We start from the raw sequence: 12,392 nt of genomic DNA, 5'->3' as shown, positions 1-12,392 counted from the left end.
GGCCTCCCGATCATGCGAGGATCGCTGTCATGAACGGCAACGGGGCCCCGCCGCGGGTGGGGGACGTGACCACGGTGTCCACCGCCTCCACCAGTGCGTCTGCCAGTGCGTCCGCCAGCGCTTCCACGAGGGCCAAGCTGGAGCGGGGCCGCGGTGCGCTCGGTCCGGCGCTGGAGCTCGTCCACACCGGCCGGGCCCCGACCCGGGCCGTCCTGACGGCCGAGCTCGGCGTCACCCGCGCCACCGCCGGAGCCGTCGCCGCCGAGCTGGAGGCTCTCGGCCTGATCCGCGTCGACTCCCGCCCCGGCGGCGCGGGCGGCACCCAGGGCCGGCCCTCGCACCGCCTTTCCGTGGACGAGAGCGGCCCGGTGGCCTTGGCCGCGCAGGTGCACTCGGACGGCTTCCGGGCCGCCCTGGTCGGCCTCGGCGGCCGGATCGTCGCCACTGCCCCCGGCAAGGTCACCGTCTCCGCCGACCCGGCGCAGGTGCTCGGCGCGGTCGTCGAGGCGGGCGCCGCCCTGCTCGCCGAGTCCGGGCGGCGCTGCATCGGCGCGGGTCTGGCCGTGCCCTCGGCGGTCGCGGAGCCGGAGGGCACGGCGCTCAACCCGCTGCACCTCGCCTGGCCGGCCGGCGCCCCGGTGCGGGCCATCTTCGCCGAGTGCGTGAAGGCCGCCGGGATCGACGGCCCCGCCCTGTCGGGCAACGACGTCAACCTCGCCGCGCTGGCCGAGCACCGGCACGGCGCGGGCCGCAGCGCGCAGCACCTGCTGTGCGTGGCCACCGGGCACCGCGGGGTCGGCGGGGCGCTGGTGCTGGACGGCCGCCTGCATACCGGGAGTTCGGGCCTCGCCCTGGAGGTCGGCCACCTCACGGTGAACCCGGAGGGGCGGGCCTGCCACTGCGGCGGCCGCGGCTGTCTGGACGTGGAGGCGGACCCACTGGCCTTCCTCACCGCGGCGGGACGCACGCCGGGCCCGGAGGTGTCGCTGCTCCAGCAGGCCCGGGACCTGCTGCGGGAGGAGGCCGCGGAGCCTTCGGTACGGGCGGCCGTCGAGGAGCTCATCGACCGGCTCGGCCTGGGCCTGGCCGGCCTGGTCAACATCCTGAACCCGGACCGGATCATCCTGGGGGGTCTGCACCGGGAGCTCCTGCACGCCGACCCGGAGCGGCTGCGCGCGGTGGTCGCCGACCGCAGCCTGTGGGGGCGCAGCGGGGGCGTGCCGATCCTGCCGTGCACGCTGGACCACAACAGCCTGGTCGGAGCCGCGGAGCTGGCCTGGCAGCCGGTGCTGGACGACCCCCTCGGGGCCCTGGGCGCGGCTGCCTGACGGGCGCGGCCCCCGGCCCCTGAGGAAGCCGGGCCGCGGGGCCGCGGCCCGGGACGGCGGCCTTTTCGGCCGGCCCCCGTCCCGGGGGGTCCCGCGGGGGTGCGCTACCCGGGCCTGGCGCCGACCGGGACCGCCACCGGCAGGGCGGGCGCCGCCGCCCCGGGGTCCACGGCGGCGAGTGCGGTCCGGGCGGGATCTCGTACGGGCTTCGCACCGATGCCCACCGGCGCTGTCGGCGCCACCGGGGCGGGTGCGGCGCGCAGGGAGAACCACACGGCCTTGCCCGTCCCGTCGGCGTGCTTGCGGGCTCCCCACGCCTCGCTGACGGCCTCCACGAGCGCGAGGCCGCGCCCCGAGGTCTCCAGGGCGTCGACCTCGATCTCGCGCCGCACGGGCAGCCGCGGGTCGCTGTCGCAGACCGAGACGGTGAGGCGCCCGAGGCGCAGTTCGATCTCGACCGTGCAGGTCTTGTCCGGCTGGGCGTGGCGGTGGACGTTGCTGAGCAGCTCCGTCACGCCGAGTGCGGCCCGGTCGATGAGCGGGTCCAGCTGCCAGTGGCGCAGTTGCGCCGAGATGATTCGGCGGATCTGGCCGATCCGCAAGGGCAGGGCCTGCAGTTCGACGACGCAGTGCCTGCGGGAATGACTTATCACGGCTGCGACTCCCCGACATCAGTGTTACGGGTGCGGCACCCTCGGTCATGCCCCACCAGGGTCACCCACCGTGCGCCTCCGTGCAACCGAAAGCGATCGAAAGCAATCCGCATAGATACCCAAAGTGACTGTTTGTGCAGGTGAGGGGGGTACATTGCGAAAGCAAGGCCGCACGGTTCAAGGAAACGCACGAAGGAGCACGGCGCCATGAGCACCACCGGTACGACTGCCACCACCGTCGATGTCGACCGCAGCGACGCGGAGTACCGCGCCTGGCTGAAGGAAGCCGTCCGCAAGGTGCAGGCGGACGCCAACCGCTCCGCCGACACCCACCTGCTGCGCTTCCCGCTCCCCGAGGCCTGGGGCATCGACCTGTACCTCAAGGACGAGTCCACGCACCCGACCGGCTCCCTCAAGCACCGCCTCGCCCGGTCCCTTTTCCTGTACGCCCTGTGCAACGGCTGGATCCGCCCCGGGCGCCCGGTCATCGAGGCCTCGTCCGGCTCCACGGCGGTCTCGGAGGCGTACTTCGCCAAGCTGATCGGCGTACCGTTCATCGCGGTCATGCCGCGGACCACCAGCCCCGAGAAGTGCCGGCTCATCGAGTTCCACGGCGGCGAATGCCACTTCGTCGAGGACTCGATGAAGATGTACGAGGAGTCGGCGCGGCTCGCGGCCCGCACCGGCGGGCACTACATGGACCAGTTCACGTACGCGGAGCGGGCCACCGACTGGCGCGGCAACAACAACATCGCGGAATCGATGTTCCAGCAGCTGCAGCTGGAACGTTTCCCCGAACCCGCGTGGATCGTGGCGACCGCGGGCACCGGCGGCACCTCCGCGACCATCGCCCGCTACGTGCACTACATGCAGCACGACACCCGGATCTGTGTCCCGGACCCGGAGAACTCCTGTTTCTTCGAGGGCTGGACCAACCACGACCCGGACGCGAGCAGCGACTGCGGTTCGCGCATCGAGGGCATCGGGCGCCCCCGCATGGAGCCGAGCTTCGTGCCCGGCGCCATCGACCGGATGATGAAGGTCCCGGACGCGGCGAGCGTCGCCGCCTGCCGCGCCCTGGAACAAGCCATAGGCCGCAAGGCGGGCGGTTCGACGGGCACCGGCCTGTGGAGCTCCCTGAAGATCATCTCGGAGATGGTGGCGGAGGGCCGGACGGGCAGCGTCGTCACCCTGCTCTGCGACCCGGGCGACCGCTACCTCGACAAGTACTACTCCGACTCCTGGCTGGCGGCGCAGGGGCTCGACATCGCGCCGTACGCGAAGACGATCGAGACCCTCCTGACGACCGGCGTGTGGCGCGAGCCCGCAGCCTGACGGCCGGGGGCCGGGGTTGAGCCGGGGGCCGGCTGGGACCGGGGCCTGTCGGGCGGGCGGCCGGCTGGCTACGCTGTGCGGACTTCGAGCGTGCGCAGCGCCGTTCGGACCGGAGTGCAGTCTCGGGGGAGCCATGCCGGAGCCGGTCGACCAGCCGCCACGGACCGCGACAGCCGGGCCGTTGACCTGCCCGCGGTGCGGCCGCGAGGACCGGGTGACGGGAGTCGGCGCCGCCTACCTGGCGGCGAAGGCCAAGCTCCGCGAAGAGACCGGCACCGGCGAGGACTCGAAGGTCACCACCCGCGAGGAGAACTCGGCACTGGCCCAGGCCCTGGCCCCCGCGCCGCCCGAGCCCGCCGGCACCGCCCGGTCCTGTGCGGCGACGCTGCTGCTCCTGGGGTCGGTCGGCACCTTCATCTGGGGCGCCGTCGCCGGGAAATGGCTCAGCCGCGACTCGGCGGAGCGCTGGATCCCCGGGCCGAACGGCGACGGCCACGTCGTGGTCGACCCGCCGCTGCTCCACCTGGCCTGGATCTCCGGGGCCGCGCTCGCCCTGGCCGTCCTGCTGTTCGTGGTCGAGGCCAGGATCACCGCCAAGTGGCGCAGGCGGACGCTGCCCGGCCGAGGCGCCGCCGACGCCGTCTGGTCGGCCGGGTGGTACTGCGACCGCTGCGGCACGGTCCACTTCACCGGCGAACCGGCCCTCACCCTGCAGCAGTTCCGCACGCGCGTCTGGTCGGCGGGCGACTACGGCGACCTGGCCCGCGAGCACCCGGCGCTGTGACGACGTCGCGTCGCACGAGGGCCGCGCACCGAGGCGCGGCCGTGACGCTCTGGGGCGAGGGCCGGGTCGGCCACGGCGACGGCCGGCGGACCGAACGCGGGCCGAACGGCCCTGGGAGTGCTGCTGGTGCTGGTATCGGCCGGTACCTTCACCGGCGGCTCGGCGGGATGCGGTCAATGCCCCGTGGCGCGCTCGTCCGCGAGCCTGAGGTCCAGGGCGCGGACCGCCGTACGGAAGGAGTGGCCCAGGCCGGGGCGGGCGGCGGTGAGGGCGAGGCGGAAGGGGGCCGAGCCGTCGGCCGCGAAGGTCCAGCGGACGTCGGTGCCCGAGCCCGCGCCGGCGGGGGTGAGCCGCCACTCCTCCAACAGGGCGCGCACTCCGGGGACGTTGGTCTCGTCGACCCGGTACGCGTAGCGCTCCTCCGGATCCGCCGCCATGATCGTCTCCTGGAACCGGGCCCCGCCCACCAGCTTGATCTCGCGGCCAGCCCCGCCGTTCGTCGGGCGGGCGAGGGTGACGGCCCTGAACCAGCGCGGCCAGCCCGCGACTTCCTCGGCCAGCGCCCGGTAGAGGTCCGCGGGCGGTGCCGCGGCCGTGGCCGTGAACGCGTGGCGTACGGGGGCGTTCTGGACGAAGTCCAGCCCCACCGGGCGGAGTCGGCGAGCCATGGCGGTACTCCCTGGGGTGAGGAAGGGAACGAGCGTGCGGTCACATTAGCTGGCGGGCCGTCAGATGTGCGCCCGGGGGGTGGATTCCCACGGTGTGGGACCTGGGCAGGAGCGACCGTGCGCGGGATGCTGGACCTGCGTTGATCACGCCTCGCGACCGGAGGCCGCAGTGCCGGAATCCCTTGACCCCCCAGCCCCAGCCCCTGTCCCGCTGCCTCTCCCTGTTCCCCCGCTCGCGTTGGAGCTGCTCGTGCACGGCGTGGCCGGGGCCGGGCCCGGGGAGTTGCTCGGGGATCCGCGTACCGTGCGCGTCACCGGCGACTCCACCGCCGCGGTCTTCCGGCGTACCGACGACGCCGACGCCGAGACCCACCCCGAGCGGTACGCCGGCCGGCCCGTGCCCGAGGCCTACTGCTGGTCCCGGCTCACCTCCGGCAACGGCGCCCGCGCACTGTGGCTGCTGCTCCTGCCGTTCATGGTGGTCAACCTCGCCCACTGGGCCCGCCCCGCCGGCATCGGGGCGCCGCGCGCGGTGCGGACGTACGGGGTGCTCGTACGGGTCCTCGCGCTCAGCCTCACCGTGCTGCTCATCGCGGCCGCCTGCGAGGTCGCGCTCGATCTCGTCGCCTGGCAGTCCACCGGAGCCCCCTTCGGCCTCGGGTTCCCGCCGCCCGGCAGCTGGTGGGGCCAGCCCGGCCGCCGCCTCGCGGTCTGCGCACTGGTGCCGGCCGCGCTGACGGGACTGCTCTGGTTCCTGTCGAGCCGCACGTGGAGCGCGTACGAGTCCCAGCCGCCGCCCGCCCACGCCGGCGGCCCCGACCCCGCGGGCCCGGGCCCCGCCCGGGACGGCACGCCCGCGCTCGGCCGGCCCGGATTCTGGTACGGGCGCCGGCTCGTGGCCCGGCTGCGCGCGGCGCACACCGCCGCCGGGCTGCTCACCGTCGCGGCGGCCGTCGCCGCGCCCACCGCCCGCCACGACCGCCGGGCGGCCGCCCCGGCGCTCGAAGCCCTCGGCTGGACGGTGCAGGCGCTGCTCGCCACCGGCGCCGCCGTCGTGCTCTGGGTCGTCTGCCGGCGCGGCCGCACCGAGGCGCGGCCCGACCACCGCCTCGACCGGGCCGCCATCACCCTGCTGCCCGGCGCCGCCCTCGCCCTGCTGGCCGCCGTTCTCCTCTATGCCTGCTGGTCGCGCCCCGGCTGGACCTCGGCCGGGCGGTTGCCCGGGGACTTCACCTTCGGAGTGCTCATGCTGGGTCAGGGCGGCTGTGTGCTCGCCCTCGCCGCCGTCGCCTCCTACCTGCACCGCCGCGCCCCCGACCACGACCCCGCCGTCCTGTACGGGCTCGGCGGCCCGGCCGTCGCCATGCTCGGCTGCGCCCTCGGCGGAGTCATGTCCGGCGGGGTCGCCCAGCGGGTCGCCGACTCGCTCGACGCGCCGGCCGCGCCGGGACCGCCCGTACTGCTGTCCTGGCAGGCCGCCGTACTGCCGCCGCTGCTCCTCGTGCTCGCTCTGCTCGCCGCCTGGTTCGCGGTGCGCGGAGCCCGCGAGCGGCGCCGGGTCGCCGGGGCCGTGGCCGCCGAGTACCCGGGGGAGACCCCCGACCCGGCGCGCAGCCGCCGGATCGCCGGGGTGCGGGCCGCCGCCGCGCTCACCGACTCCGCGCCCTGGTTCGTGGGCGCCGTCTCCGGGATCACCCTGCTGCTCGGCGCGGGCGCACTCGCCGGAGCCTGGATCGGAGGGCAGGTCCCGGGCGAGGCGGCCCGCGGCGCCGGCCCGGTTCTGGAGAGCGCCGCCCGCGCCGCCCAGGACGCCGGGTCCTGGCTCATAGGATTCGGCTTCCTGCTCTTCGTGACCTGGGGCCGGCGCGCCTACCGGGATCCCGCCGCGCGGCGCACCATCGGCATCCTGTGGGACGTCGGCACCTTCTGGCCGCGCGCCGCCCACCCCTTCGCCCCGCCCTGCTACGCCGAGCGTGCCGTGCCCGACCTGACCTGGCGGATGGCCGGCTGGACCGGGCGCACCGGGGGCCGCCTGGTGATCTCCGGCCACTCCCAGGGCAGCGTGCTCGCGGCCGCCGCCGTCTGGCAGCTGCCCGCGCACGTCCGGCGCCGGGTGGCCCTGCTGACGTACGGGTCCCCGCTGGGCCGGCTCTACGGGCGCTGGTTCCCGGCCTACTTCGGCCCCGGGCCGCTCACCGCGCTGCACCGGGAGGTCGACTGCTGGCGCAACCTGTGGCGCGCCACCGACCCCATCGGCGGCCCGGTCCTCCCCGGCACCGACCAGGCCGTGGACCGTGGACCGCTCCCCGACCCGGTCGCCTACGGGCGCAGCGCGCGGCACCCGCTGCCCGCGCCGATCCTCGGGCACGGCGACTACCAGGCCGACCCCGCCTTCGCCGCCGAACGCGAAGCGCTGCTCGCGCGGTTGGCGGCGGCCGCGCGGGCCGGCGTACCGCTCCCGAGGCTCAGCGCGAAGCCGGCAGCTCCGGCAGCCCCGGCAGCACGGGCAGATCGGGCAGATCCGGCAGCACGGGCAGCACGGGCAGGGCCGGCAGCTCCGGCAGATCCGCCGGGAACAGCAGGGTGAGCTCGTCGGTACTCGGATCCGACAGCTGCGCCACCCGCCCCGCGTGCCGCTCGACCATCGACTCGAAGGTCTGGCGCGCGGTGCGGCCGTTGCCGAAGGCCGGGCCCTTGGGCAGCTCCGTGAAGTACTCCAGCAAGGCCTTGCCGGTGCCCTCGCCGAGCCGGTACTCGTGCTCCTCGGCCTGCTGTTCCACGATCCGCAGCAGCTCCTCGGGCCCGTAGTCCCCGAAGGTGATGGTCCGCGAGAACCGCGAGGCCACACCCGGATTGACGGTGAGGAACCGGTCCATCTCCGCCGTGTACCCGGCGACGATCACCACCACCGCGTCCCGGTGGTCCTCCATCAGCTTCACCAGCGTGTCGATCGCCTCGCGCCCGAAGTCCCGGCCCGAGTCCTCGGGCGCCAGCGCGTACGCCTCGTCGATGAACAGCACTCCGCCGCGCGCCCGGTCGAAGGCCTCCTGGGTACGGATCGCGGTGGAGCCGATGTGCTCGCCGACCAGGTCCACGCGGGACACCTCGACCAGGTGGCCGCGCTCCAGCACCCCGAGGGAGGCCAGGATCTCCCCGTACAGCCGGGCCACCGTGGTCTTGCCGGTGCCGGGGGAGCCGGTGAAGACGAGGTGCCGGCGCACCGACGCCGCCTTGAGGCCCGCCTGTTGCCGCCGCCGTCCCACCTCGATCATGTCGGTGAGCGCGCGGACCTCGCGCTTGACGCTGTCCAGCCCCACCAGCGCGTCGAGCTGGCCCAGTACCTCGCCGGAGCCGCGCGCCGCCGCCGACGCGGCGGGGCCCGCCTCGTCGGCCGGCCGCGGAGCCGGCACATCCGCCGCGGCCCGGCCCACCGGGTCCTGTGCGGAGGCCGCGGACACGGTACGGATCCCCGGCTGGGCCCCGGCCTGCCCGCCGGCCGCGGCCGACTGGGCGGCGAGCCTCGGGCCCGGCTCGTCGCTGGTGCACTCCTCGGCGGTCGGGCCGTCCTCCGCGAACTCGTACCCCCCGCGCGCGCAGCGCTCGGTGTGGCAGTGGTGCAGCGCGGTCCGGCAGCCGTCGAGGACGTGGAAGCCGAAACCGGCGCTGCCCGTCACCCGGCAGGCCGTGAAACGGCCGCGGCCGCCCGCCGACACGTAGAAACCGGCCTCGGCGGGGGAGCTGACCGTGCACCGCTCCAGGACCGGATCGGCGCCCTTGGTCACGATCACGCCCGTCTGGACGGCGTCGACGGTGCAGTTGGCGAGGGTGCCGCCGCTTCCGTGGTCGCGGAACCAGGCACCCGTCGCGGCCTCCCGGATGCGGCAGTCGTCGAGCTGTACGGTCGCGCCGTCGCTCACCGAGACGGCCGTGTTGCGCACCTGCGACAGATCGCTGTCGACGACGTCCGCGCGCGAACCCCGGTCCAGCACGAACAGCGCGTCCGGCACGTCGTGCACCCGGCAGGAGTCCAGCGAGGCACTGGCGCCGTCGCTGATCCACACCGCCGGATAGTCGCCCGTGCTGTCGTGGATCTCGCAGGACTCGGCGACCACCCGGGTGCCCGGATCCCACACCGACAGGCCGTTGCGGCCGAAGCGGCGCACGGTCGTGCGGCTGAGGCTGAGCACCGAACGCGAGCGCAGGTCCACCGCGTTCTCGGGGATGTCGTGGATGTCGCAGCCGGCCAGGGTGAGCACCGCGTCGGTGTCCAGGGTGACGCCGTCGGCGGAGGTCCGGTGCACCGAGCAGTCGGTGAGCACCGCCGTGGCCCGCGCGGCGACCTGTACGCCCGCGCCATTGATCTCGTACACCTCGCAGCCCAGCGCCTCCAGGCCCGAGCCCTCGCCGGTGACCCCGATGCCCGCGCCCGTGGCGTGGTGGATCCGGCAGCGCTCCAGCCGGGGGCGGCCGCCGCCGCGCACCGAGACGCCGGTCTGCCCGGCGGCCACCACCTCGCACTCCTCGAACACCCCGCCGCCGCCGTCCAGTACGGAGATCCCGACCCCGGTCGGGTTCTCGACGGTGCACCGGCGCACGAGCGGCCTGGCCGCGCCGCGGACCTCGATGCCGGCCGCGGACCGGGTGCTGACCCGCAGGTCGGTGAGCTCGGGTGAGCCGTCCTCGACGAGCAGCGCGGGCGCCGCCCGGTCCTGGCCCTCCAGGTACAGGTCCTGCACCACGGCCGAGGCGCGCACGGTCAGCGCGACCCCGTCGGGCGGGGCGATCCGCACCGAACCCACCGCGCCCTCCGGCCCGCGCAGGGTCACGGCGTGGTTGAGCACCAGGTTCTCCCGGTAGGTGCCGGGGGCGATGGACAGCACGTCCCCGTCGCCCGCCACGGCCAGTGCGGCGGACAGCGTCGGATACTCACCGGAGCGGCGACGCCACCGCGAAGAGCCGCCGTGCGTCACCTGGACCGTGCTCTGAGCCATGGTGCTGTCGTGCCCCCAACCTCGTACTCGCGCTGCCGATGAGACCGGAGCCGGTCAGAGCGACTGGAGCGACTGATCCGGCCGCTCCACCGTAGCGCGCGCGGGGCCGCGGAGTTGCCAGGTCAGCTGCCCGCGCCCGCACGGCCCCAGTCGGGGCCCACCGCGGCCCACGCGCGGTCCAGTCGTATGTACCGCCGATGCATGAGCCGGCGTACGACCAGCCGCCGGACGGTCTCCACCAGTGCGGCGGCGGCGAGCGCGGCCGCGAGGCCGGCCATCCCCGCATGGAAGTCGGCGGCGGTCGGGTCGAGCGGGCGGCCCACCACCCGCCCCTCGGTGTCGGTCCAGATCCGGAACTTGTCGCCGGGGCGCGGGGGCTCCTCCGCGGCCGGCACCCGGCCCAGGTGGCTGCTGCCGTCGGGCGCGGTCCACGCGGCCATGATCTGCGTACGCTGCGGGGTCTGCCGCTGCGCCCCCGGATCGGCGGCCGCGCCCGCGGGCGGATCCGGGGTCGGCCGGACCACCACCGCCGGTACGAGGTACCGCTCCTGCCGCTGCTCGCGCACGGCCCGCTGAAGCGTGTCGTCCACCTGGACGCCGGCCACCCAGCCGACGGCCGGAGCCACCAGCAGGACGCACACCAGCGCGGCGAACGCCACCCACGCCTCGAAGAGATCGGTCTGGCGGCGCAGCGGATTGCGCCGCCATCGCCACACACCCATTGCTGTCCGCACGGTCCGGCTCCCCCTACTTGTGCCAGTCTCCGTCTGCCTGCCGTACAAGCCTCCCGCACCCCCCGGTGACGCGCATTCCGGGACTCGCGAGACCTGTGTCACCCAATCCGGTACATGCCTGAGGAGGAGACGCTTTGGATGTGTCTGTCCTCGGCGTCTCTTCCTCACACGTATTGAATGGTCCAACGGCCGTGTAGTGGTGTGCGGTTCCAGCATTCTTCGAGAGCCCCTCGAATGTGTCATTCCGAGGGAGGCCGTCGCAGGGCCGTGTCTGGCCGGTCGGCTATTGCAGGACGCGGACCTCGTCGCCGACCCGTACGGTGCCCAGCCGCACCGGTACCAGCTGCCGCCCGAAGGCGAGGGACTTGCCGATCCGCCGGTGCCTGCCCAGGGTCTTCAGCGGCTCCTTGCCCCGCTGCGCCGTCGCCTGGTCGGTGGTCGTGACGATGCACCGCCCGCACTCCCGGGCCCCGCGGAAGACGGCGTCGCCGATCGCGATGCGCTGCCAGCCGTCCTCGGCCCACGCCTCGGCCCCGGCGACCACCACATTGGGGCGGAAACGGTTCATCGGGAGCGGACCCTCATCGGCGTGCTCGCCCTGCGCGATCAGCGAGTTGAGCGCGTCCAGCGACGCGAGGGTGGTGATCAGCAGCGGATAGCCGTCGGCCAGGCTCACGGTCTCGCCGGGCAGCGCGTACTGCGGATCCACGGGCCGTCGTACGGCCGGGTCGTCCATGTGCACCAGTCGCGCGGGAACCCCGAGGTACGCGCTGAACCAGTCGGCCGCGGCGCGCGCCGCGACCACGGTCTCGATCTTCTTCCCGAACAGGACGACCGGCTCCAGCGGCCCCGGCTCGGGCACCTCCACGAGGAGGTCCGCCATGCCCGGCGCCGACAGCGCCACCCCGCCGCTCCCCAGCGGACGGGCCGTGGCCAAGGCCAGCCGCGCCTGCTGGCGTTGGGTGATGACCGTGCCCTCGAAGTCCACCACCGCCCACCGGCGGTCGCCGGACAGGCCCCAGGGCTCCACGGTCACCTCGTCGGGAGCTGTCCCCGCCACCGACTTGACGGGATGGACGTGGAGCGCCTGGACGTACAAGTTCGACATGGAGGCATACTGCCAGCCGCCTCCGGTCGGTCAGTAACCTCGTCCCTGCTGGTACTGGCGGCCGTACGGGTCCTCGTACGTGGCGGCCGGCACGGGCGCGGGCTGCGCCTGCATCGGGCGCGGCGCGGCCGGACGCATCGCCTCGTACCCGGTGCCCGTGGCGACCGGGCGGGGCTGCTGGTGCTGCGGCTGCGGCATGTATCCCGTGCGGGCCGCGAGCGGCTGCTGCTGAGGGATGTACGGGGCGGGTGCCTGCTGCAGCGGCATCGGCTGCGGCGCGGCCTGCTGCTGGTACGGGTACCCGTACGCCGGGGCGTGCTGCTGCTGGGGCATCGCCGGGGGCAGCGCGGGCAGCGACGAGGCGAGGGCCGGGAGGTACCCACCGCTCGAGTAACCGGAACTCGGGGAGTCGTAGGCGGCCGGGACGCGGATCGGGGCGATCTGCGGGGTGCCCCGTTCGGCGACGAGGGAGTCGTAGATGGGGGTGTCCGGGAAGGAGGGCGCGGAGTAGTAACCGCCGCCATAAGTGGAGCGGGGGGAGGTCATGGGACCTAAGTTAAGCCCACGACTTCACCGGGTCCATAGCGAGGTGTCGTCAACACCGCCCTGACCTGCATCTTCGCAGGTCAGGGCCACAGCTTTCACTTGACGTTCACGTGCACGATTCGTCACTTCCACCCCGGCTTGTCTCTACTCGTCCTCACTGGTTGGGTGTTGCACCGACTTCGTGCTGACACAGCGTCACAAGCGGGTGACCTCGGATGACTCCACTTTCGGTGGTGATCCTCCGG

Annotated in this window: 9 protein-coding genes and 1 pseudogene; 4 read left to right on the top strand and 6 right to left on the bottom strand. The window is 74.5% G+C overall.

What is annotated here, in order from left to right; all coding sequences use genetic code 11:
• Window positions 1–29 precede the first annotated feature (29 nt).
• Window positions 30–1,328 (top strand): ROK family protein, encoded by a 1,299-nt coding sequence (locus tag ACFWB8_RS00155; protein ID WP_385220094.1) that lies wholly within the window; start codon window positions 30–32, stop codon window positions 1,326–1,328.
• A gap of 104 nt (window positions 1,329–1,432) precedes the next feature.
• Here ACFWB8_RS00155 and ACFWB8_RS00150 read toward each other — a convergent pair whose 3' ends face one another.
• Window positions 1,433–1,981 (bottom strand): ATP-binding protein, encoded by a 549-nt coding sequence (locus tag ACFWB8_RS00150; RefSeq protein ID WP_385220091.1) that lies wholly within the window; start codon window positions 1,979–1,981, stop codon window positions 1,433–1,435.
• Between the two features lie 207 nt (window positions 1,982–2,188).
• Here ACFWB8_RS00150 and ACFWB8_RS00145 point away from each other — a divergent pair, with 207 nt between their 5' ends.
• Together ACFWB8_RS00145 and ACFWB8_RS00140 are read left to right on the top strand one after the other, a co-directional pair.
• Window positions 2,189–3,316 (top strand): PLP-dependent cysteine synthase family protein, encoded by a 1,128-nt coding sequence (locus tag ACFWB8_RS00145; RefSeq protein WP_385220088.1) that lies wholly within the window; start codon window positions 2,189–2,191, stop codon window positions 3,314–3,316.
• A 133-nt stretch (window positions 3,317–3,449) separates the two neighbouring features.
• Window positions 3,450–4,100: a hypothetical protein gene (locus tag ACFWB8_RS00140; RefSeq protein ID WP_385220085.1), complete on the top strand. Its 651-nt coding sequence runs from the start codon at window positions 3,450–3,452 to the stop codon at window positions 4,098–4,100.
• Between the two features lie 173 nt (window positions 4,101–4,273).
• On the opposite strand, the gene ACFWB8_RS00135 is transcribed toward ACFWB8_RS00140, so the two are convergent.
• Window positions 4,274–4,768 carry an SRPBCC family protein gene (locus tag ACFWB8_RS00135; protein ID WP_385220083.1) on the bottom strand — a complete coding sequence of 165 codons (495 nt, stop codon included), beginning with the start codon at window positions 4,766–4,768 and terminating at the stop codon, window positions 4,274–4,276.
• A gap of 238 nt (window positions 4,769–5,006) precedes the next feature.
• Here ACFWB8_RS00135 and ACFWB8_RS00130 point away from each other — a divergent pair, with 238 nt between their 5' ends.
• Window positions 5,007–7,355: a hypothetical protein gene (locus ACFWB8_RS00130; RefSeq protein ID WP_385220080.1), complete on the top strand. Its 2,349-nt coding sequence runs from the start codon at window positions 5,007–5,009 to the stop codon at window positions 7,353–7,355.
• Here ACFWB8_RS00130 and ACFWB8_RS00125 read toward each other — a convergent pair.
• The 4 genes and pseudogenes from ACFWB8_RS00125 to ACFWB8_RS00110 all read right to left on the bottom strand — a co-directional run.
• Window positions 7,318–9,759: pseudogene (locus ACFWB8_RS00125) on the bottom strand (right-handed parallel beta-helix repeat-containing protein); the annotation flags it as partial. The gene ACFWB8_RS00130 and the pseudogene ACFWB8_RS00125 sit on opposite strands and share 38 nt — an antisense overlap.
• A 122-nt stretch (window positions 9,760–9,881) precedes the next feature.
• Entirely contained in the window at window positions 9,882–10,493 is a 612-nt protein-coding gene (locus tag ACFWB8_RS00120) for a hypothetical protein (RefSeq protein ID WP_385220077.1), read from the bottom strand.
• Window positions 10,494–10,776: 283 nt separating this feature from the next.
• Entirely contained in the window at window positions 10,777–11,601 is an 825-nt protein-coding gene (locus ACFWB8_RS00115) for an MOSC domain-containing protein (RefSeq protein WP_385220074.1), read from the bottom strand.
• Window positions 11,602–11,631: 30 nt separating this feature from the next.
• A complete protein-coding gene (locus ACFWB8_RS00110) occupies window positions 11,632–12,147 on the bottom strand; it encodes a DUF6643 family protein (RefSeq protein WP_385220072.1) in 516 nt (171 codons plus the stop codon).
• Window positions 12,148–12,392: the final 245 nt, after the last annotated feature.

It is taken from the genome of Streptomyces sp. NPDC060031, assembly GCF_042736805.1.
Taxonomy (GTDB): Bacteria; Actinomycetota; Actinomycetes; order Streptomycetales; family Streptomycetaceae; genus Streptomyces.
The sequence above is the reverse complement of the archived record's forward strand: the minus strand, read 5'-3'. Positions and strand labels throughout refer to the sequence as shown.